18 protein-coding genes and 1 tRNA gene are annotated in these 20,048 nt (G+C 73.4%); 11 read left to right on the top strand and 8 right to left on the bottom strand.

The genetic code is table 11. The features are described from left to right. Positions 1-109: 109 nt before the first annotated feature. Positions 110-1,486 (bottom strand): ATP-binding protein, encoded by a 1,377-nt coding sequence (locus tag ACIPFH_RS00995; protein ID WP_401821816.1) that lies wholly within the window; start codon positions 1,484-1,486, stop codon positions 110-112. Then, positions 1,483-2,202 carry a response regulator transcription factor gene (locus tag ACIPFH_RS00990; protein WP_401821814.1) on the bottom strand — a complete coding sequence of 240 codons (720 nt, stop codon included), beginning with the start codon at positions 2,200-2,202 and terminating at the stop codon, positions 1,483-1,485. The genes ACIPFH_RS00995 and ACIPFH_RS00990 overlap by 4 nt, the downstream gene beginning before the upstream one ends. 142 nt (positions 2,203-2,344) lie before the next feature. Between ACIPFH_RS00990 and ACIPFH_RS00985 the strand changes: the two genes are divergently transcribed. Then, positions 2,345-2,866, top strand: coding sequence for a hypothetical protein (locus ACIPFH_RS00985; protein WP_401821811.1), 522 nt, complete (start codon positions 2,345-2,347; stop codon positions 2,864-2,866). 61 nt (positions 2,867-2,927) lie between these two features. Here the strand turns inward: ACIPFH_RS00985 and ACIPFH_RS00980 are convergent, their stop codons facing one another. Then, positions 2,928-3,794, bottom strand: a complete 867-nt coding sequence (locus tag ACIPFH_RS00980; protein ID WP_401821809.1) for a spermidine synthase — start codon at positions 3,792-3,794, stop codon at positions 2,928-2,930. Between the two features lie 134 nt (positions 3,795-3,928). Then, entirely contained in the window at positions 3,929-4,321 is a 393-nt protein-coding gene (locus ACIPFH_RS00975; protein ID WP_401821807.1) for a hypothetical protein, read from the bottom strand. A 254-nt stretch (positions 4,322-4,575) separates the two neighbouring features. Here ACIPFH_RS00975 and ACIPFH_RS00970 point away from each other — a divergent pair, with 254 nt between their 5' ends. Further along, a complete protein-coding gene (locus ACIPFH_RS00970; RefSeq protein ID WP_401821804.1) occupies positions 4,576-6,033 on the top strand; it encodes a tetratricopeptide repeat protein in 1,458 nt (485 codons plus the stop codon). A 26-nt stretch (positions 6,034-6,059) separates the two neighbouring features. Here the strand turns inward: ACIPFH_RS00970 and ACIPFH_RS00965 are convergent, their stop codons facing one another. After that, positions 6,060-6,653: a histidine phosphatase family protein gene (locus ACIPFH_RS00965; protein WP_401821801.1), complete on the bottom strand. Its 594-nt coding sequence runs from the start codon at positions 6,651-6,653 to the stop codon at positions 6,060-6,062. A gap of 223 nt (positions 6,654-6,876) precedes the next feature. Between ACIPFH_RS00965 and ACIPFH_RS00960 the strand changes: the two genes are divergently transcribed. The 7 genes from ACIPFH_RS00960 to ACIPFH_RS00930 all read left to right on the top strand — a co-directional run bounded on the left by ACIPFH_RS00960 (position 6,877) and on the right by ACIPFH_RS00930 (position 13,204). Then, complete coding sequence (locus tag ACIPFH_RS00960; protein ID WP_356246782.1) at positions 6,877-7,830, top strand: phosphatase PAP2 family protein; 954 nt, start codon at positions 6,877-6,879, stop codon at positions 7,828-7,830. Beyond that, positions 7,781-8,902 (top strand): hypothetical protein, encoded by a 1,122-nt coding sequence (locus ACIPFH_RS00955; protein ID WP_401821798.1) that lies wholly within the window; start codon positions 7,781-7,783, stop codon positions 8,900-8,902. Before ACIPFH_RS00960 ends, ACIPFH_RS00955 begins: the two co-directional genes overlap by 50 nt. Then, positions 8,893-10,482 carry a hypothetical protein gene (locus ACIPFH_RS00950; RefSeq protein ID WP_401821796.1) on the top strand — a complete coding sequence of 530 codons (1,590 nt, stop codon included), beginning with the start codon at positions 8,893-8,895 and terminating at the stop codon, positions 10,480-10,482. The genes ACIPFH_RS00955 and ACIPFH_RS00950 overlap by 10 nt, the downstream gene beginning before the upstream one ends. After that, positions 10,479-11,819, top strand: coding sequence for an AAA family ATPase (locus tag ACIPFH_RS00945; protein WP_401821793.1), 1,341 nt, complete (start codon positions 10,479-10,481; stop codon positions 11,817-11,819). The genes ACIPFH_RS00950 and ACIPFH_RS00945 overlap by 4 nt, the downstream gene beginning before the upstream one ends. A 207-nt stretch (positions 11,820-12,026) precedes the next feature. After that, entirely contained in the window at positions 12,027-12,395 is a 369-nt protein-coding gene (locus ACIPFH_RS00940) for a hypothetical protein (RefSeq protein ID WP_020132289.1), read from the top strand. Between the two features lie 154 nt (positions 12,396-12,549). Further along, positions 12,550-13,140: a bifunctional DNA primase/polymerase gene (locus ACIPFH_RS00935; protein WP_401821790.1), complete on the top strand. Its 591-nt coding sequence runs from the start codon at positions 12,550-12,552 to the stop codon at positions 13,138-13,140. Beyond that, a tRNA-Lys gene (locus ACIPFH_RS00930) sits at positions 13,131-13,204 on the top strand. The genes ACIPFH_RS00935 and ACIPFH_RS00930 overlap by 10 nt, the downstream gene beginning before the upstream one ends. A 62-nt stretch (positions 13,205-13,266) precedes the next feature. Here the strand turns inward: ACIPFH_RS00930 and ACIPFH_RS00925 are convergent. After that, positions 13,267-14,535 (bottom strand): M6 family metalloprotease domain-containing protein, encoded by a 1,269-nt coding sequence (locus ACIPFH_RS00925; RefSeq protein WP_401823684.1) that lies wholly within the window; start codon positions 14,533-14,535, stop codon positions 13,267-13,269. Between the two features lie 337 nt (positions 14,536-14,872). On the opposite strand from ACIPFH_RS00925, the gene ACIPFH_RS00920 reads away from it, so the two are divergent. Continuing rightward, the gene (locus tag ACIPFH_RS00920) at positions 14,873-16,708 is read left to right on the top strand and encodes a putative bifunctional diguanylate cyclase/phosphodiesterase (protein WP_401821788.1); all 1,836 of its coding nucleotides are present in this window, start codon (positions 14,873-14,875) and stop codon (positions 16,706-16,708) included. Here ACIPFH_RS00920 and ACIPFH_RS00915 read toward each other — a convergent pair. Together ACIPFH_RS00915 and ACIPFH_RS00910 are read right to left on the bottom strand one after the other, a co-directional pair. Beyond that, positions 16,687-17,808: an LLM class flavin-dependent oxidoreductase gene (locus tag ACIPFH_RS00915; RefSeq protein WP_401821785.1), complete on the bottom strand. Its 1,122-nt coding sequence runs from the start codon at positions 17,806-17,808 to the stop codon at positions 16,687-16,689. The two genes, ACIPFH_RS00920 and ACIPFH_RS00915, sit on opposite strands and share 22 nt — an antisense overlap. A gap of 112 nt (positions 17,809-17,920) precedes the next feature. Beyond that, complete coding sequence (locus ACIPFH_RS00910) at positions 17,921-18,652, bottom strand: aspartate/glutamate racemase family protein (RefSeq protein ID WP_401821782.1); 732 nt, start codon at positions 18,650-18,652, stop codon at positions 17,921-17,923. Positions 18,653-19,034: 382 nt separating this feature from the next. Between ACIPFH_RS00910 and ACIPFH_RS00905 the strand changes: the two genes are divergently transcribed. After that, complete coding sequence (locus ACIPFH_RS00905) at positions 19,035-19,997, top strand: D-2-hydroxyacid dehydrogenase (protein WP_401821779.1); 963 nt, start codon at positions 19,035-19,037, stop codon at positions 19,995-19,997. The last annotated feature ends 51 nt before the right edge of the window (positions 19,998-20,048 follow it).

Raw genomic sequence — 20,048 nt, 5'->3', positions numbered from 1 at the left:
TAGCGATCCCGAACCGGGCAAAGCGCCTGATAGGGACGGCGTTCGGGGTTCTTAGGGAGCGCTTAAGGAACACATCGGGGGCGGTTAAAGGTCGAGACCAATTCGGCCCTCAGGAGCGGCCGGCGACCGCCCCTCTCCGTCTGCGCACGGCTCCCCGGTGGCCTCTGCGCACCGGGTCGCGGCCGTTGAGCTGGATCCAGACCCGTATCTCGGTCCCACCCAGTACCGAGGAGCCGATGCGGACGTCGCCGCCCGTCGACTCGGCGAGCCGGCGGACGATGTCCAGGCCGAGACCGGTCGAGCCCGCGGCGCCCGAGCCGCGACCGCGGGCCATCGCCGCCTCGGGGTCGAGGATGCCCGGGCCGGCGTCCGAGACCAGGACGATCACCGCGTCCTCGCCGTTGTGGACGTCGACCGCGAAGGCCGTGCCCTCCGGGGTGTGCCGGAAGACGTTGCCGAGCAGGGCGTCCAGAGCGGCGGCGAGGTCGGTGCGGGCCACGGGTATGCGGACCGGGCGGTCCACACCCGCCGTGCGCACCTTGCGGCCCTCGTCCTCCGCGAGCGCCGACCAGAACGCCATCCGCTCCCGGACCACCTCCGCCGCGTCGCAGCCCGCGCCCGGGCCGACGGCCGCCGTCCGGGGCTTCGCCTCCCGCGCCGTCCGGATGATCGTGTCCACCTCGCGCTCCAGCTGGGCGACGGCGGTCCTCGTCTGCTCGGCGGCCGGAGTGTCTCCCAGGGAGGCCGCGTTGAGACGCAGCACGGTCAGCGGGGTGCGCAGCCGGTGGGACAGATCCGCCGCCAACTCCCTTTCGTTCGCCAGCAGTTGCACCACCTGATCGGCCATCGAGTTGAACGCGACCGCCGCGAGGCGCAGTTCGTTCGGCCCCTCCTCGGGCACTCTCGCCCCGAGTTGCCCCTCCCCCAGTTCGTGCGCCCCCTCGACCAGCCGTCTCGCCGGCTGCACCATCCGTACGCCCAGCCGGTCGGCGACGGCGACCGAGCCGACGACCAGTGCGGCCCCGACCGCCGCGAGCACCGCCCAGGCCGTACCGACGCCGTTGCTCACCTCGGACTCCGGGACGTACACCTCGATCACCACGGTCCCCAGGCTCAGCGCGACCGGCTGGAGCAGCGCGGAGCCGCCGGGGACCTCGGTGGTGGAGGCGCGGCCCAGTTTCCGCACGGCCGCGATGTCCGTGTCCGCGGCGCGCTGCCGGCCGAGGTCGACGGCGGCCCGGCCGTCGCTCGCCGGCAGGTGCACGGCCATTCCGTCGTCGGAGCCCGCCGAGGCGACGACCCGCTCCAACTGGTCGCGGTCGGTCGTGATGGACAGTGCCGGGACGACGACCGCGGCCTCCCGCTCGGCGTTGGAGAAGGCGCGGTCGCGGGCCATCTCCTTGATGACGAGGCCGAGCGGCACCGCGAAGGCGACCACGACCATCGTGGTGACCGCCAGGCAGACCTTGACCAGTGCCCATCTCATCGCAGCGGCCCCGTTCCCCCGGAGTCGGGGACGGGCGGCTCCAGCTTCACGCCGACGCCCCGCAGGGTGTGCAGATAGCGCGGCCGGGCCGCCGTCTCGCCCAGTTTGCGGCGCAGCCAGGACAGATGGACGTCGATGGTCTGGTCGTCGCCGTAGGACTGCTGCCACACCTCGGCCAACAGTTCCCGGCGCGGGACCACGACCCCCGGCCGGCCCGCGAGAAAGGCCAGCAGGTCGAACTCGCGGCGGGTGAGGTCGAGCCGTACGCCGTCCAGCTCGGCCTGGCGGCGCAGCGGGTCGACGGTCAGACCGCCGACGCTGATGACGCTGGAGGGCGGGGGCTCCGCGGCGCCGGACCGGGCCCGCCGCAGTACGGCGGCCATCCGGGCCGACAGGTGCTCCACCGAGAACGGCTTGGTCAGATAGTCGTCCGCGCCCGCGTTCAGGAGGCGGACGATCTCCGCCTCGTCGTCGCGCGCGGTGGCGATGATGACCGGCACGTCCGTGATGCCGCGCAGCATCTTCAGGGCCTCGGAGCCGTCCAGATCGGGCAGGCCGAGGTCGAGGATGACCACGTCGAAGCGGAAATGGGCGACCTCGCGCAGCGCCTCCAGTGCCGTACCGACGCTGCGCACGAGGTGCGAGGCGTCGGTCAGCTGCCGGATCAGCGCCGAGCGTACGAACTGGTCGTCCTCGACCACGAGCACACTTGCCATGCGCCGCAACCTACGCCATGCGGGAGAGCGTCATTCGGGCCTGTGGACAACTCGGCCCCTGTGGACGACCGGTGAGTCGGCGGTGCGCGGCCGGGTGCCATCCGCACGACACGGGTGAGGCGCGTGGGGCAAGATGGCCGCGATGCGCAGAGGACTCGTACACGTACTGGCCTGGTCGCTCGCCACGGGCGCGGCGGTCACGCTGTCGTGGTGGGGTGTGCACACGGTGATGGCGGGCACGGCCTACGACCCGCCGCGCGCTCTGCCGCTCACCGCGGCCGAGGCGACCACGCAGGGGTCGGGACCGCAGGCCTCGCCGACGGACCGGCCGTCCGCGTCCAAAAGCCCGTCCCCGACCCCGAGCCGGACCCCGACGACCCCGGCGGCCCCCTCGCGGACGGCGGCGACGAGCCCCTCCCCGTCCCCCACTCCCACCGCTTCCGGCCAGGTCAAGAGCTACGACACCGACGGCGGCCGGGTCGTCTTCGACCTGGACAAGACGTACGCGACACTCGTCTCGGCCACCCCGGGCCCGGGCTGGTCGATGCAGGTGTGGAAGACGGAGTCGTGGATCCGGGTGGAGTTCGGCTCCGGCGCGGACCGGGTGTCCGTCTTCTGCACCTGGCACGACGGGCCGCCCCGGGTCGAGGTGGGCACGTACTGACGGCCCGCGGTCCGCGAACGGGACAACGGGACAACGGGGACAAAGGATCAACGGCAGCGGGTCAGCGGAACACCGATGGCGGCGGCGCCGGTGACGCCACCGCCGACGCGTCCACGACCGGTACCGCGCCGCCGGTGAAGTCGGTGAGCGCCCGGCCGTGCTCGACCCGGCCGGGGTGCGGATCGGAGGCTGCCCGACGGGTCAGTTCGGCGGTCGGCAGCGGCAGATCGCAGGCGACCAGCACCGCGTTGCCGAACCGTTTGCCGCGCAGCACTGTCGGGTCGGCGACCAGCGCGAGTTCCGGGAACCGCGCGGCGGCGGTGGCGATCTGGCCGCGCAGGTGGGCGAGCGGCGGGCCGTCGGCGAGGTTGGCGGTGTAGACCCCGCCGGGCTTCAGCGCCCTGCGGACCTCGTCGAGGAACTCGGTCGAGGTGAGGTGGGCGGGGGTCCGGGCACCGCTGAACACGTCGGCCACGACGAGATCCGCCCACCCGTCGGGCACCTTGGCCAGTCCTTCCCGCGCGTCGACGGACCTGACCCTGATGCGCGCCCCCGGATCCAACGGCAGTTCCCGGCGCACCAGTCGGACGAGGGCCGCGTCCCGTTCGACGACCTGCTGGGTGGAGCGGGCGCGGGTGGCGGCGACGTACCGGGCGAGGGTGAACGCGCCGCCGCCGAGGTGCACGACGTGCAGGGGCTTGCCGGGCGGGGCGACGAGGTCGATGACATGACCGAGGCGCCGCTGGTACTCGAAGGAGAGGTGGGCGGCGTCGTCGAGGTCGACGTGCGACTGGGGGGCACCGTCGATGAGCAGCGTCCAGGCCCGCGCCCGGTCCCGGTCGGGTATGAGCTGGGCGAGCCCGCCGTCGACGGTCTCGACGACGGCGTCGGCGTCCCGCTCGCGCCGGGTGTTCCTGGACTTTGCCATGACAGCATTTTCGCAGGCTGCGGGGGCCGCCCGCGCGGCCGGGCGGAAAGCGGCCGGACCGCGCGCACCCAGGTCACGGACACGCGCGCGTGCGGTCGGGCCGGCGCACGCCGCCGCTCACGCCGGAGGCGTCCTCACCGGCAGCTGTCCGCCGCCTCGATCAGCCGCGCCGCCTCGCCCAACGCCCGCCGCAGCACCGCCGGATCCGTCGCGAGGTCCGACTCGCCGGGGGGTACCAGCCAGTCCGAACCCTGGGCCGACGGCTCGGGGGCGAGCCGCAGCCCGCGGCCGTCGGTCACCGTGCAGGTACTGCCCGGCACGTCCCATGCCGCCGCCGTCCCGGCCGGCACCACGAAGCCGAGGGTGTCGTCGCCGCCGTCGTGCAGGACGGGCCCCACCCCGTCCCCCGCCGCCCCCCTCCGCAGGATGTCGACCGCCTCCAGTCCGTGACGGGTCGGCACCGTCACCAGGTCGCACGCCACCGCCGACGACATAGAAGGATCGTTGTTCCTCTGGCTGGTCTCCATCCGGCCTCCACCGCGCAGCCCGCCCGTAGTCCACAAGGTTCAACGCCTCAGAACGTCAAGGGCTACGGCGGAAGTCCGCCGCAAAGGATGGCAGTTCATGGCAGATCACGGATGAGATATCCGTTTTGTAGCCAAACACCGCATGGCGGCCCGACCACAGCAGGTACGTTCTTGCCCGCCGGGAACAAGGGTGCCACACGGACAACTCACCCTTTTCCGGCATGGTTCGACGGTTCGCACGAGAGGACCCGGCCATGGCGTCGTCAACGGTGACCCCACCTCGGCCCGACCGGCCGGCACGGCCCAACCTCGCCTTCCGCCACCTGCGCGGACGTCGCTCGCCGGCCGAGTTCGCCGCGCTCGTACGGCGGGCCGGGCGCGAGATCGGCGAGCGGGTGAGCTGCGACGCGCGCTACATCGGGCGCGTCGAGGCGGGGGAGATCCGCTGCCCCAACTACGCGTACGAGCGGGTGTTCCTGCACCTGTTCCCCGGCAGCACGCTCACCGATCTGGGGTTCGCGCCCCGGGCGTCCGTGCGCGGCCGAGGGGCGCGCGCAGCCGAGGACGCGCCCTGTGTACACACCACGAGACCGGAGCGCACGACCAGTGACGAGCGGGGCACGAATGAGACGGGTGGGGCGCATGAGCCGTATGACACGCAGGACCCGTACGACACGCACCACGACCACGAGGAGAGCGACGTGCTGCGTCGCGCATTCATGACCGGCGGAGGTGCCACGATGGCCGCCGCCACCCTGGGCCCCCTCGGGCTCGCCCACGACGCGTCGGTGAAGCGCCCCGTGCGCCGCGCGGGAACGAACGAGGCCGGGGCCCTCGAAGAAGCGGTCCGCAGAATCCGGCTGCTGGACGACCGGCACGGGGCCGACGGCCTCTACCGGCGCGCGGCCGCTCCGCTGCGCGCCGCCTACGCGCTGCTGGACGCCGGGACGACCCGGCAGACGACCGCCGACCGGCTCCACTCGGGCGCCGGCGAGCTCGCCATCTCGGTGGGGTGGCTGGCCCACGACTCGGGCCGGTTCGACGACGCCCGTTCGCACTACGCGGAGGCCCTGGCGACCGCCCGGATGACCGGGGACCACGCACTGGAGGCGCACGCCTTCTGCAACACGGCGTTCCTCGCGCGGGACGCGGGCCGGCCCCGCGAGGCCGTCCGCGCCGCCCAGGCCGCCCAGCGCGTCGCCCGCCCCCTGGGCTCGCCCCGCCTGATGTCGCTGCTGGCGCTGCGCGAGGCGGGTGGCTGGGCGGGGCTCGCCGACCGCACCGGCTGCGCGCAGGCCCTCGTCCGCGCGCAGGCCCTCTACGACCGGGGCCCCTGCGAAAACGACCCCGAGTGGATGAGCTTCTACGGCGAGGCCGAGCTGGAGGGGCTCGAGGCGCAGTGCTGGTCGACGCTCGGCGACTGGCCGCGCGCGGCCCGGCACGCGGGGCGGGCGGCGGACCTCCAGGACCCGCACTTCAGCCGGAACATCGCGCTGTACACGGCCGAGCTGGCGGACGACCTCGCGCGCGGGGGCCGTCCCGACGAGGCCGCGGTGGCCGGGATGCGGGTGCTGGATCTGCTGGACCAGGTCCAGTCCTCGCGGATCCAGACGATGCTGGCGGGCACGGCCAGAGTGCTGCTGCCGCACCGGCGGGCGGGTGGCGTGTCGAGCTTCCTGGAGCGGCACGCGTCGACACCGCGGACGGTGTGAGACCCGCTTCCCGGGACCGTCCGCGGTTACCCGAGGTGCCCGAGGTCGTTCCAGCTCTCGATCGCCGGTTCGCCGTAGGCCCAGCCCAGGACCGACAGCGAGGTCGGGTTCAGCCGCAGCCGGGCCGCGAATTCCAGCGGCAGCCCCAGCCAGCGTGCTCCGATGGAGCGGAGGATGTGCCCGTGGGCGAAGACCAGGACGTCACGGTCGGCCGAGCGGGCCCAGGCGACGGCCTCGTCCGCGCGGGCGGTCACCTCGGCGAGGGTCTCGCCCCCGGGGACGCCGTCGCGCCAGATGAGCCAGCCGGGCCGGCCGGCCTGGATCTCGGCGGGGGTCATGCCCTCGTAGTCGCCGTAGTGCCACTCCATGAGGGTGTCCCAGGTGGTGGCCCGCTCGCCGAAGCCGGCGAGTTCGCACGTCTCACGCGCGCGTGCCAGCGGGCTGGTGCGCGTCTCCACGTCCGTGAGGCCGTCGAACGGCACCCGGTGCAGCCGCTCGCCGAGCAGCTTGGCGCCCCTGCGGCCCTCCTCCAGCAGCGGCACGTCGGTCCTGCCGGTGTGCTTGCCGGACAGCGACCACTCCGTCTGTCCGTGCCGGGCCAGCAGGATGCGCGGTGCCATGGGAGACCTTTCCGGGGAAACCCTGGGAGGGATCAGGGAAGAATTCAGCGGCGGATCCCCTCCATCATCGCTCACCCTGAACAGGGGCAACCCGGAGGGCGATCTCAGCGTCTTTGAGAGCCGGGGCGCCCATGAGGTGCGCGCACATACGCCGTAAAGTGGCCCGTCCCGCGCCACCGGCGCAGCAGCGACGACACAGCGACACGAAGGGGGAGGCGATCGGATGCCGCAGACCGAGACACCAGGCACCGAGGCGGCCCCGCGGACGGGGTTGCGCTGGTGGACCGAGCTGCCTCTGATCCTGCTGGTGTACGCCTGCTACTCCGCGGGCCGGCTGCTCGCGCGGGGCGATGTGACCACCGCCGTGGACCACGGCCTGGCGATCCTGCGGATCGAGAAGTTCCTGCACATAAACGCCGAGCACCCGCTGAACCGGCTGTTCAGGACCCAGGCGTGGATAGGCGTGCCGGCCGACTTCTGGTACGCGTCGCTGCACTACGTGGTGACGCCCGTGATCCTGGTCTGGCTGTTCCGGTCGGGGGCCCGGCACTACCGGGCGGCCCGCACCTGGCTGATGACGTCCACGTTCATGGGCCTCATCGGCTTCACGCTGCTGCCCACCTGCCCGCCCCGGCTGCTGTCGGCGGGGTACGGCTTCGTGGACACGATGGCCCAGTACAGCTCGTACGGCTGGTGGGGCGGCGAGGCGAGCGCCCCGCGCGGCATGGGCGGCATGACCAACCAGTACGCGGCCATGCCCAGCCTGCACGTCGGCTGGGCCCTGTGGTGCGGTGTCATGCTCTGGCGCCACGGCGGCACGCGCCTGGCGAAGACGGCGGGCGTCGTCTACCCGCTGGTGACCACGCTCGTCGTGATGGGCACCGCCAACCACTACTTCCTCGACGCGGTCGCGGGCGCGGCCGTGATGGGCGTCGGGCTGCTGCTGACGCCGTTGGTGCTGCGTGGCGCGGACCGCGCCCGGGTGTGGTTCGCGGCCCGTGTCCCGCTGGTCGCGACGGCCTCTGCGGGCACATCGGCCTCGATTGTCAGTGGTGGATGCCAGACTTCGACGGGTGAGCGAATTCCACGGCAGCGCGAGTCATCGTTCGGCCCCGGAGCCGAGCCGGGTGCCTCCCCCTCGGACGCCGGGGACGGCGCTCCGGCAGCGGCTCGCTGAGCTGCGCGGGCCCGACGTACCCGCCAAGGCGCTGGACGCCCGGGCCCTCGCGGCGCTGGCCGCCAACCCGGGCTGTGAGCGGCGCGCGATCCTCGACGGCGCCGGGGTGGACAAGGCGACGCTGGCGGACGCGCTGGGCTCGCCTTCGGCCTTCGGGCAGTCCCAGTTCGCTCTCACGCGCGGCAACGCGTTCGAGGCGAAGGTGAAGGCGGACGGCGGCGCGGAACTGCTGAGGCTCGTGCACGAACGGCTGGACCCCGGCGCGGCGCCGCCCGCCGGGGCGGCCGTGCCGGACCTGTCCGCGATCGGCCCCGAGGGCCGCACCGCGCGCACCGCGCTGGCACTGCGCGAGGCCACCGGGGCGTCCGGCACCTGGACGCTCCTGGACCATCCGATGATCGCGCTCGACGTCGCCGGCTCCCCCGCCTTCCTGGAGCCGGACGCGGTCGTGGTGCACCCGGACGGCAGCTGGACGGTCGTGGAGATCAAGTCCTTCCCGATGCTGGACGGTTCGGCGGACCCGGCGAAGGTCGGCGCGGCCGCCCGGCAGGCCGCGGTGTACGTGCTGGCCCTCGAGGAGGTCGCCGCCCGTCTCGACCCGGCCCCGCCCGTGCGCCACCGCGTCCTCCTGGTCTGCCCCAAGGACTTCTCCAACCTGCCCACCGCCTCCGCCGTGGACGTGCGCAAACAACGTGCGGTCACCCGGCGCCAACTGGCCCGCCTCACCCGCATCCAGGACATCGCCGACGCCCTCCCCGAGGGCACGTGCTTCTCCCCCGAGCTGCCCGCCGAGCAGCTCACCACGGCCGTCGAGGCGGTTCCCGCCATGTACGCGCCCGAGTGCCTGGCCGCCTGCGAGCTGGCCTTCCACTGCCGCGACCGCTCCCGCGCGGAGGGCGCCGTCACCTCCCTGGGCCGTTCCGTGCGGGCCGAACTGGGCGGGCTGACGACCGTCGAGGGCGTCCTGGCGGCTGCGCGCGGCGAGACCGGGGATCCTCAGGATCCGGCGGTCGCGGCCCTGCGCCGGGCCGCGCGCCTGCGTGCCGAGGCGCTGGGGGCGATGTGTCACTGATCACCACGCTCGCCCGCCTCGAGGCCGTCACGACCGGCCGCGCCCGGCCCACCGCCACCGTCCGGCACCGGCACCTCTCCGAGCGGCCGCTGGTCTTCGTGCCGCTGACCACCGCCGGTGAGGCCGGCGCTCCCCTGGGCGCGCTGGTCGGCACCGACCGGGACGCGCCGCGGCTGCTCGTCGTACCGCAACCGCGCGACCGCGACCTGCGGTTCGCGTTCCTCGCCGAACTGGCCGACGTCGTCCTGCCCTACCTCGACTCCTACGCCGAGGCCGTCGAGGCCGCCGAACGCAACGAGACCGACCCGGAGACCGGCAAACGCGTCAAGGTCGAGGTCGAGCTGTGCGCCGACGCTCCCCAGCTGATCGTCCCGAGCCGCGCGGGCGTCGACTTCGTGCGCCTCCTGGGCCGCTCCATGCGCTTCAGGCGGACGGCGGAACAGGACCCGGAGACGCCGCATCCCGCGCCCCCGCGCGTGCCGCTGCTCGGCCGGTGGCTGACCCACTTCGGGGAGCGGTCCCGGGTGCCCGGCTCCTCGCTGCTGACGGCGATGACGGAGCTTCTGGGCCGGCACTGGGCGACCGGGCAGTCCAGCCTGGAGGACCAGCACCTGGGCGCCCAGCTCGCCTGGATCGCCCCGCCGCAGGGCGAGTCGGGCGCGCAGGCGGCGCTGCGGGCGGAACTGGCGCGGGACGCCGACGGGCAGCTGTGGTGCCCGCCGGCCGGTCCGGCGACCGACCCGGCGTTCGACAACAAACTGCTCGCCCCGGCCATCGAGCGCTACGACCGCGCACGTACCGCGCTGGCCGCCGCCGAGGACGGCCTCCAGGCCGACGACCGGCTGGGCGCGCTCACCGCGGCCGAGCGGGAGATCCGTGAGCTGGTGAGGAGCCGGACGCTGCCCACCTGGACGAAGGTGTGGGAGGGCATCGACCTGCTGCGGGAGCTTCCGGAGGGTGCGCACGTCGAGGAGCGGTGGACGCGCGACCGCTGGTCGTTCACCGGCCACCGTGACCGGGTCGTCGCCGGTGAGCCCCCGCAGCCGCGGCGGGACGACGCGGTCACCGCCGCCAACAAGCTCGCCACCCGGGAGCGCGAACAGGCCCGGCTGGAGGCGCAGGAGGCGCTCGACGACCCGCTGGTGATGGCGGGGCGGCGGCTGGCCGGGGAGGCGTTCGCGGGCGAGGTCGTCGACGTCGTCATGGCGTACGGCGAGAGCAAGCGGCCCAGTCCGCGCCCGCTGGTCACCGTACGGACGGACGACCGGCCGCATCTCGGGGAGCGGGCGAAGGTGTTCCGGTCGCTGGGCGGAAAGCCCCAGGCGGCCGAGTTCGTGGAGCAGGCGGCGGAGGATCTTCTCGTGCTCCGGATCGTCGACAAGATGGGCCGCGGCAAGGAGCCCGAGGTGGGGTCCGTGCCCGAGAAGGGCGACCGGCTCTGCTTCACGCTCTTCGAGCACGAGCAGCGCGGCGGCGCGAAGCTCCCCGACCCGGAGGACACGCCGTGGACGCACGGGGGGCCGCCGGGCGAGCAGGTGCCCGAAGCCCCCGATTCCGTCACCCGGGAGGATGTCCTGTGACCACCGAGGCCGTCTTCGACCCCGGTACCGCCGCCACCCGCGCCACCGACGCGATCCTGCGCGACACGCTGCACGGCACCGCGCGCGGGGTGGTCGTCGACTCGCCGCCCGGTGCCGGCAAGTCCACGCTGGTCGTCCGCGCTGCGCTCGAACTCGCCGACGCCGGACGGTCCCTGATGGTGGTCGCGCAGACCAACGCGCAGGTGGACGATCTGGTCGTGCGGCTCGCCGTGAAGAACCCCGAGCTGCCGGTGGGCCGACTGCACAGCAGCGACGCCGACCCGTACGACAAGGCACTGGAGGAGCTGCCGAACGTCAGGAAGTCGGCGAAGGCGGCGGACCTGGCGGGCCTGCCGGTGGTGATCTCCACCGCCGCCAAGTGGGCTCATGTGAAGGTCGACGAGCCGTGGCGGCACGCGATCGTGGACGAGGCGTACCAGATGCGGTCGGACGGGCTGCTGGCGGTGGCCGGGCTGTTCGAGCGGGCGCTGTTCGTGGGCGACCCGGGGCAGCTGGACCCGTTCTCCATCGTGGGCGGCGAGCAGTGGGCGGGCCTGTCGTACGACCCGTCCGCCTCGGCGGTGAGCACCCTGCTCGCGCACAACCCCGAACTGCCGCAGCACCGGCTGCCGGTGTCCTGGCGGCTTCCGGCGTCGGCCGCGCCCCTGGTCTCCGACGCGTTCTACCCGTACACCCCCTTCCGCAGCGGCACCGGGCACGGCGACCGGCGGCTGTCCTTCGCCGTGCCCCCGGACGGCTCCGGCACCGACCGGGTGATCGACGAGGCGGCGGAGTCGGGCTGGGGGCTGCTGGAGCTGCCCGCCCGGCACACGCCCCGGACCGACCCGGAGGCGGTACGGGCCGTCGCGACGGTCGTACGGCGGCTGCTGGACCGGGGCGGCGCGGCCACCTCGGAGCTCTCCTCCGACCCGACCCCGCTGACCGCCGACCGGGTCGCCGTGGGGACGGCGCACCGCGACCAGGCGGCGGCGGTGCGGGCGGCGCTGGCGGAGCTGGGCGTCCCGGACGTGACCGTGGACACGGCCAACCGGCTCCAGGGCATGGAGTTCGACGTCACGGTGATCCTCCACCCGCTCTCCGGCCGCCCCGACGCCACCGCCTTCCACCTGGAGACGGGCCGCCTGTGCGTTCTCGCCTCCCGGCACCGGCACGCGTGCGTGGTGGTCTGCCGGGCCGGCGTGGGCGACCTGCTCGACGCATACCCGTCGACGGAACCCGTCCAGCTGGGAACCCTCGTGAAGTTCCCGGACGGCTGGGAGGCGAACCACGCGGTACTGGCCCACCTGGCGGAACACCGGATGACCTGGAGACCCTGATCGGGCGGGAGCATCGGGGGCCGAGGCCATGGCCTGGCGGGAGCATCGGCGCCCCGGACGTGCGACCCGGCGGGAACATCGGGGTGGCCGGGAGCCTTGAGACTGCGGGGCCGAGGGCCTCTTGCGCGACCGGGGGACAATGGAGGGTGGTCCACTCCACCGGGTCCACCCGGTGGAGCCATCCGAACCGTACGAGGAGGAGAAGACATGGCGGAGCCCACGCCGCGTCGGAACGAACCGCGGCTACGCCCCGCGCCCCTGCTCTTCGAGCCCGCCGAGGCGGCCGGCGATCCGGAGCACTTCTTCGACCTGGAGTCGATAGACGATCCGGCCGCGCTGCTCGCGCGGGCGACGGAGCTGACGCTCGCGTTCCGGGCGGCGGCCGACCGGGCGGTGGAGTTCCAGGCCATGGCGGCGGCGCAGCTCGCCGATCCGCGCCGCTTCGACCGGCTGACCCCGGCGGACATCGGCGAGCGGGCCGAGTGGACCGAGGACTACGCGAAGAAGATGGTCGAGTTCGGCCGTGATCTGCTGCGGGGCGACACCGAGGGGCGGGGGCACGCCGACCCCGTCTGAGCCCCTGGCAAGCCGGCCGCGGGTAGGCCGCGGCACGTCCCGCCCGGTCATTTGGCATATGCCGGGCGGGCAAGATACTCCCTCCGCGCCCCTCCTGTCCGGGTTTCTCGCAACCCTGTGAAATCGACTGCTCACGCCCGGTAGACCTGGCGGTATGAGCAGCGCATGCGACGACGAACCCATCGGTGTCACCCCGGACGGCGCCGCTTGGCTGGCCTCCGCCGGAACGTACCCGCGCAGCACGCTCGCGCTCTGGCAGGAGCGGCCGGACGCCCCGGTGGTGCTGCCCTGCGGCTCGGTGTTCGACATCGTCAGCGCGCCGGCGCTGTTCGGGCGGCTGATGCTCGACCGGCTGTGGGGCGAGGGGCCGGGCTCGGGGCCGGTGGCCGCGTTCCGCGGGCGGACGCTGCTGTTCGCGGCGCCGGGCACGGCTCAGCGGCTGCCCTCGCTGCTGGAGTGGGAGGAGTGGAGTGCCGAAGGCCGCTCCGACGGCCGTGCCGCGACGGTGCCGCCGCTGCTGTGTCACGGCACGGGCGACGCGGTGACCGTGCCCGCGCTCACCCCCTCCCGGGACGGCGCGTCGACGCGCTGGATGGTCGCCCCCGACACCCGTCACCCTTGGCTTCCCGGCCCGGAAATCCTGCTGTGGGCGGCCGTCCGGGCGGCCCGTTCGGCGGTGCGGATTTCGATTTCTCCTCCCCAGGATCAGGATGCTAAGGTCTACGACGTCAGCAGGCGCCGCTAGCTCAGTTGGTTAGAGCAGCTGACTCTTAATCAGCGGGTCCGGGGTTCGAGTCCCTGGCGGCGCACAGACGGCAGAGGCCCCTCGCGAAAGCGGGGGGCCTTTCGCGTGCCCGGGACGCGACCTGGTTCACAGCTTCGTCCCCGGCGTGATCTGCACGGTCCACTCCCCCGACGCCGTGCGTCCCTCCACGTCCACCCGTACGCCGTTGCCCGGCACCGTGAAGCTCTCGCCGAGGGGCACCGGGGCGTCCGCGAGGGGCGGGTAGACGGAGTTCTCCCAGCAGGCCTCGGTGCGCGGGTGGGCGTCGATCACCTCGACCGGGCCACGCCCGGACCGGGCGCCGCTGCTGACGCGGTAGACGAGGACGCCGCTGCGGCAGGCCGCCCGGTCGTTGCCCGCCGGGCCGCGCGCCTCGAAGGCGAGCGCACTGGCCGGGCCGGTGCGCACCACCGCGAGCTTGACGCCGTTGCCGAGCCCGAAGGCCGGCGCCCCGGCGGCACGGGTGGCCGGCACGTCCGGCGCGGCGCTCAGCGGTTCCAGGGTCAGCCGGCTCGGCCCGGGGCCCCGTACGCACACCACCTGGCGCGGTTCCAGCCAGCCCAGCTTCCACTTGTGCCAGGCGAACAGATCCGGGGCGAGGCCGAACTGGCTGCCCATCAGGTCCCAGTCGCCGACGTAGGTGTCCCAGTCGCCCTTGCCGTCGACGGGGCGATGGTAGAGGTCGGGCAGGTCGAAGACGTGCCCGGTCTCGTGGGCGAGGACGAGCCGGTCCGGGGGGTGCTGCTCGAAGACCGTGACGACCCGGCGGATGTCGACGCCGTCGGCATGCAGCGGGGTGTCCAGGTTGACGACCTTCGTGGCGTCCGAGTCGACGCCCGGCGCGTCCGGGTCGGCCACGAAATAGACGACGTCGTAGCGCGAGAAGTCGACGTGGGGGTCGGCGGCTGCCAGCGCGTCGTGCAGGTAGGCGGCCCGGCTCTCGGCGTTCCAGTCACGCTGTATGGCGTAGGCGGTGGACGGCTTCGGCATCCGGATCCAGTGCTTCAGCGGGCGCGGGTTCAGGGTGAACCTGCCATAGGACGCCTGCCGGAAGAAGCGGTCGGTGGCCGGGAAGTGGTCGGCGGCCAGTTCGTCGGGGGAGGTCGTCGGGGACCGGTCCGGGAAGGACAGGAAGACCATCACCGCGTCGAGGGAGCTGGTCGGACGGGGATAGGCGGTGTTCCAGGTGTCCACGCCCTCCGAGTGGTGGGCCACGGTGCGGGTCAGGGCGCACGGGGCGGCGGAGAAGGGTTCGGCGACCGAGGGTCCGCTGACGAGGGAGTTCGCGGCCAGTGCCGAAAGGGTGGTGAACACGGCCGCGGTACTGCGCAGTCGGGGGCGCGGGAGCAGTCGCAGACGTCGCGGCAGTCGCGGCACAGGGACCTCCGGAAGGCGGTTCACGGGACACCGCCACCCAGCCTGTGTGAATTTGTCGTACTACGCCCTGTTTGTCTGCCCCAGACGAGTGAGGCGCCGGAAAGCGGGCATCACCTCGACACCCCCGGAATTCTCACGGAACGTCACAAGCGGTCGTCCACCCGCAGAACCGGGCCAGGTGCGGGCAGAAACGATCTGTCAGAAAGGCGGGTTGTTCGGGGACACTGGGCAGTGGCTGCGCGGGTCCGGGGGCAGCATCTATGATCGGCAGACTTTCCTGCACGGACAGCGATCGAGTGCACTGCGGGAGCGAGCGGTGAGCGGAACGTCCGAAGGGTCGACGCCCGCGGCAGACCTCGACCGGTCAGCCGTCACAGAGAGTGACATCGATAGTACGGAAGGCGGGGCCCAGGTCCACCGGCCACCGGCCTACCGTTCCGTCTTCGCGGCAGCGCCACTCGCCATGGCCGTGGTCGACGGCGAGGGCCGGATCGTCGACGCCAACGACGCGCTCGACGCGCTGCTCGGCGGCGGGAGCACGGGCCTGGTCGGCCGGGTCGCCGCCGATCTGCTGGACCTGAGCTCCGACGCCCGCACCTGGCACGCCTACCGCGAGGTGCTGCGCGGCCGGCAGGCGAAGCTGCGCTGCACCCGGCGCCTGAAGCAGCCCGACGGGCACTCGCTGTGGGCGCAGGTCACGGTCTCCCCGCTCGACGAGGGCACGCCCGGCGTACTGCTGTCGGTCGCCGATGTCAGCGCTCACCGTGACCTGCAGGCGAGGCTGCGGCACCTCCAGATGCACGATCCGGTGACCCGGCTGCCCAACCGGACCCTGTTCTTCGAGCGGGTCTCCGCCGCGCTGGAGGCGGAGGCGTACGAGCAGAGCGGGAGCGGCCGGATCGGCCTGTGCTACCTGGATCTGGACGGTTTCAAGGCGGTCAACGACACCCTCGGTCACCGGGTCGGCGACCTGCTGCTGGCCGCCGTCGCCGAACGGCTGACGGAGTGCGCCGAGGAGGCCGGGCGGACCCGGCCGAGTGTGCCGCTGGTGGCTCGGCTGGGCGGCGACGAGTTCGCCCTGCTGGTCGAGGACTCCACCGGCACCGAGCAGCTCGCCGACCTCGCCGAGTCCGTCCTCAAGGCGCTCCAGGTCCCCTTCGACCTGGCCGGACACCGGCTGAACGTCTCCGCGTCCATCGGGGTCGTGGAGCGGCACGCGGCCGGCACCACGGCGACCGGTCTGATGCAGGCCGCCGACACGACCCTGTACTGGGCGAAGGTGGACGGCAAGGACCGCTGGACGCTGTTCGACCCCGAGCGCAACGCCCATCTGATGACCCGGCAGGCCCTGGCCTCCACGCTTCGGCCCGCCATCGAACGCGGCGAGTTCCGCCTCGACTACCAGCCGCTGGTCGGCATGTCGGACGGCCGGCTGCGCGGCGTGGAGGCGCTGGTCCGCTGGGACCACCCCCGGTTCGGGCCGCTGTCGCCGAATCGGTTCGTCGCGCTGGCCGAGGAGGACGGCTCGATCGTGCCGCTCGGCCGATGGGTTCTGGCCACCGCCTGCCGCCAGGCACGCCAGTGGCAGCTGGACAATCCGGACGATCCGCCGCTGTTCGTCAGCGTCAACGTGGCGGTGCGTCAGGTGTGGGACTCCGACCTCGTGGCGGACGTGGCGGAGATCCTCGCCGAGACCGGGCTCGCACCCCGCCTCCTCCAGCTGGAGCTCACCGAGTCGGCGGTGATGGGCTCGGCGGGACGGCCGCTCCAGGCGCTCCAGGCGCTCAGCGAGATGGGCGTGGGCATCGCCATCGACGACTTCGGCACCGGTTACTCCAACCTCGCCTATCTGAGCCGGCTGCCGGTGTCGGTGCTCAAGCTCGACGGGTCCTTCGTGCGCGGCTTCCAGTACGAGGGCGCGGGCGCCCCGCCGAACCCGGCCGACCAGGTCGTCGTCGAGGCGATGATCGACCTCGCCCACCGGCTGGGGCTGACCGTCACCGCCGAATGCGTGGAGACCTCCGCGCAGGCGACCCGGCTGCGCAGCATCGGCTGCGACACCGGGCAGGGGTGGCTGTACTCCCGTCCGGTGTCGCCGGATCGTATCTCCGAGCTGCTGGGGACCGAGACCTACGCCGTCGGCAACCCGTAGGCGTCCGCGATCAGTTCGTAGGAGCGCAGGCGCAGCTCACCGCGGTGGGCGTGGCTGGTGAGCATCAACTCGTCGGCGCCGGTGCGCTTGTGGAGGTCGTCGAGGCCGGTGCGGACCTCGTCGGCCGTGCCGTGGATGATGTTCGCGCTCCAGGAGTCGACGAACTCCCTTTCCAGCGCGCTGAATCGGTGTGCCTCCGCCTCCTCGGGGGAGGGGAACAGACCGGGGCGGCCGCCGCGCAGTCGGACCATGTTGAGGCCCATGGCCAGGGTCTGCCGGCGGGCCTCGTGCTCGTCGTCGACGGCGAGCACGGAGACGCCGATCAGCGCGTACGGCTCGGCGAGCGCTTCGGACGGCCGGAAGGACTCCCGGTACAGGTCGAGGGCCGGGACCGTGTTCTGCGCCGAGAAGTGGTGCGCGAAGGCGAAGGGCAGACCGAGCACGCCGGCCAGCCGGGCGCTGAAGCCGGAGGAGCCGAGCAGCCAGATGGGCGGCCGGTGCGGCGACTGCACTCCACCGGGGGACGTGCCCTGGACGGGTCCGGGGATCGCGTGGATCCGGCGGTAGCGATGTCCGTCGGGAAAGTCGTCGTCCAGGAAGCGGGTGAGCTCGGCGAGCTGTTCGGGGAAGTCGTCGGCGCCCTCGTGCAGGGTGGCGGTGCGGCGGAGGGCGGCGGCGGTGGCGCCGTCCGTCCCCGGGGCGCGGCCGAGGCCGAGGTCGATGCGACGGGGGGCCAGCGCCTCCAGGGTGCCGAACTGCTCCGCGATGACGAGGGGCGCGTGGTTGGGCAGCATCACGCCGCCCGAGCCGAGCCGGATGCGGTCGGTGTGGGCGGCGAGGTGGGCGAGGATCACCGCGGGCGAGGAGGAGGCGACGCCCGGCATCGAGTGGTGCTCGGCGACCCAGTAGCGGTGGAAGCCGCGCGACTCGGCGAACCGCGCGAGGCCGACGCTGGTGCGCAGGGCTTCGGTGGCGGTGTGGCCGGAGCCGACGGTGACCAGGTCCAGCACGGAGAGGGGCGCCGGGGCGCTGCCCTGTGCCGCGCCCCGGATCCCGTCCGCCGCCGCCGTCACATCACTCGCCGTCTCGTCTGCCGCCACGGGGGTCCTCCTGTTGTCGGCCGTGTGCTTCCTCCGACCGGTAACAGGAGGGTGTCCCCGTTTATTCCCGGCCGCCGCCCCCTCCAGGGCGGGCCGGTGGCCGGGCGGCTGATCAGGCCTGCACGATCGGTGCTCGGGTGAACAGCGCGCCGAGGCCCGGGGCGTTCACCCGGCGGTCCGTGAGGCGCAGGGCCTCCCACACCGTCACCTGGTTGGCGGTGAGGACCGGCTTGCCGAGTTCCGCCTCCAGGGCGGGAATGTACGCGGCCGTGTGCAGGGCGGTGGCGGGAAGCAGGACCGCCTCCGCGTCGGGCGCGTCCGCCGCCCGTGCGAGGGCGAACACCTCCGCCTCGCCCCAGGTGCCGACCTCCGCCGCCGTGAGGGTCCCGACGCTGTGGACGCCGGTCACCTCCACACCGCCCGCCCTCAGGAACCCGGCGAAGAGCCCGGCGACGTCGTCCGGGTACGTCGCGCCGACGGCGACCCGCCCGGCGCCGATCTCCTGGGCCGCGTGCACGAAGGCGAAGGAGGTGGAGGAGGCCGCCATCCCGGCGGTCGTGGCCAGGGCGCGCACCTGCTCCTGGGCGCCCTCCCAGCCGTGCACGAAGCTGCCGCTGGTGCAGGCCCAGACGATCGCCTCGGCGCCGGCCAGCCGCAACTGCTCGACGCCCTTCATCAGCCGCTCGGGCTCGCCCATCTGCCGCAGCGCGTCGACCCGGTGCGCGTCCTCGCCGATGTCCGTGTGGACCAGGTCCAGCCGGATGTCACTGCCCAGGAGCTGCTCGATACGGGGGTAGTCGTCCTCGGCCGAGTGGCCCGGGTAGAGAAAACCGAGTGCGGTCATGTCCAGCCTTCCTGCTACTGCTCTTCTTCCGGCAGGACCGGGGGTTCCTGCGGTACGGGGAGTTCCCGAAGTACCCGGGTGTCCGGCAGCCCGGGGGCCACACCGCGCCGAAGGTCCTCCGCTGTCCGAAGGGCGCGGGAGATGCCCCCACAGCAGCGGTTGTCACGGTCCCATCGCTCGCCTACCCGGTCGGCGCGACGCCGCCCACATGGTCACCTGGTTGGCCGAGAAAGGTGGGTGCCCCGGCGGGGCGCCGCCCCCACCGGCGGGCGGGACGCCCAACGAGCCGCACCGACGGTCGTGTTGACGGCGGTGGATTCGGGTGCGAACGTGGTCAATCCGCGCACGTCAGGCGCTTGGTCACGGACGTAGGGGGCACCGGATGGCCGTCGTCCCCGCAGCTCTGCCCACCCTTCTCGTGCTCGACGCCGATCCCCTCCCCCGTCTCGGGCGCCTCACCGGGCGGGCCCGGGTGCTGCACACCGACGAGGCGTCCCTCGCCGCGCGGCTGCCGGAGGCGGACGTCCTGCTGGTGTGGGACTTCGCCTCGCGGGCCGTGCGCTCCGCCTGGCCCGGCGAGGGTCCGCGGCCGGGCTGGGTGCACACGGCGAGCGCGGGCGTGGACCACCTGCTGTGCCCCGAGCTCGCCGCCTCGGACACGGTGGTGACGAACGCGCGCGGGATCTTCGACGAGCCGATCGCCGAGTACGTCGCCGCGCTGGTCCTGGCGATGGCCAAGGACCTGCCGCGCAGCTGGGAGCTTCAACGGCGGGGCGAGTGGCGGCACCGGGAGAGCGGGCGGGTCGCCGGGACCCGGGCCGTCGTCGTCGGGTCGGGGCCGATCGGACGTGCGATCGCCCGGACGCTGAAGGCGCTCGGCATCACCGCGGCCGTCGTCGGCCGCGTCCCGCGCACCGGCATCCACGGCCCCCAGGACCTGGACCGGCTTCTCGCCCGCGCCGACTGGGTGATCGCCGCCGCCCCGCTCACCGAGCAGACGCGCGGCATGTTCGACACCCCGCGGTTCGGGGTGATGCAGCCCTCCGCCCGCTTCGTGAACGTCGGCCGCGGGCCGCTGGTCGTCGAGGACGCCCTGGTGCGGGCCCTGGAACGCCGGTGGATCGCGGGGGCCGCCCTGGACGTCCTCACCACCGAACCGCTCGCCGCCGACAGCCCCTTGTGGCACGTCCCGGGCCTGCTGATCTCGCCCCACATGAGCGGCGACACGGTCGGCTGGCGGGACGAACTCGGCGCGCAGTTCGTGGAGCTGTTCGAGCGCTGGACGGCGGGTCGGCCGCTGAAGAACGTGGTCGACAAGCAGCGCGGATACGTGCCCGGACACTGACGTCCCCGATCGGCGGCTTCCGGTCGCCACCGTCGCGGAGGTCTTGAGGTG

It is taken from the genome of Streptomyces sp. NPDC088157, from assembly GCF_044741545.1.
In the GTDB taxonomy this organism is placed as follows: Bacteria; Actinomycetota; Actinomycetes; order Streptomycetales; family Streptomycetaceae; genus Streptomyces.
The sequence above is the reverse complement of the archived record's forward strand: the minus strand, read 5'-3'. Positions and strand labels throughout refer to the sequence as shown.

Coding starts and splice junctions, on each gene's coding strand:
- ACIPFH_RS00995 (WP_401821816.1), bottom strand. CDS start 1,486: ATGAGATGGGCACTGGTCAAGGTCTGCCTGGCGGTCACCACGATGGTC.
- ACIPFH_RS00990 (WP_401821814.1), bottom strand. CDS start 2,202: ATGGCAAGTGTGCTCGTGGTCGAGGACGACCAGTTCGTACGCTCGGCG.
- ACIPFH_RS00985 (WP_401821811.1), top strand. CDS start 2,345: ATGCGCAGAGGACTCGTACACGTACTGGCCTGGTCGCTCGCCACGGGC.
- ACIPFH_RS00980 (WP_401821809.1), bottom strand. CDS start 3,794: ATGGCAAAGTCCAGGAACACCCGGCGCGAGCGGGACGCCGACGCCGTC.
- ACIPFH_RS00975 (WP_401821807.1), bottom strand. CDS start 4,321: ATGGAGACCAGCCAGAGGAACAACGATCCTTCTATGTCGTCGGCGGTG.
- ACIPFH_RS00970 (WP_401821804.1), top strand. CDS start 4,576: ATGGCGTCGTCAACGGTGACCCCACCTCGGCCCGACCGGCCGGCACGG.
- ACIPFH_RS00965 (WP_401821801.1), bottom strand. CDS start 6,653: ATGGCACCGCGCATCCTGCTGGCCCGGCACGGACAGACGGAGTGGTCG.
- ACIPFH_RS00960 (WP_356246782.1), top strand. CDS start 6,877: ATGCCGCAGACCGAGACACCAGGCACCGAGGCGGCCCCGCGGACGGGG.
- ACIPFH_RS00940 (WP_020132289.1), top strand. CDS start 12,027: ATGGCGGAGCCCACGCCGCGTCGGAACGAACCGCGGCTACGCCCCGCG.
- ACIPFH_RS00935 (WP_401821790.1), top strand. CDS start 12,550: ATGAGCAGCGCATGCGACGACGAACCCATCGGTGTCACCCCGGACGGC.
- ACIPFH_RS00910 (WP_401821782.1), bottom strand. CDS start 18,652: ATGACCGCACTCGGTTTTCTCTACCCGGGCCACTCGGCCGAGGACGAC.
- ACIPFH_RS00905 (WP_401821779.1), top strand. CDS start 19,035: ATGGCCGTCGTCCCCGCAGCTCTGCCCACCCTTCTCGTGCTCGACGCC.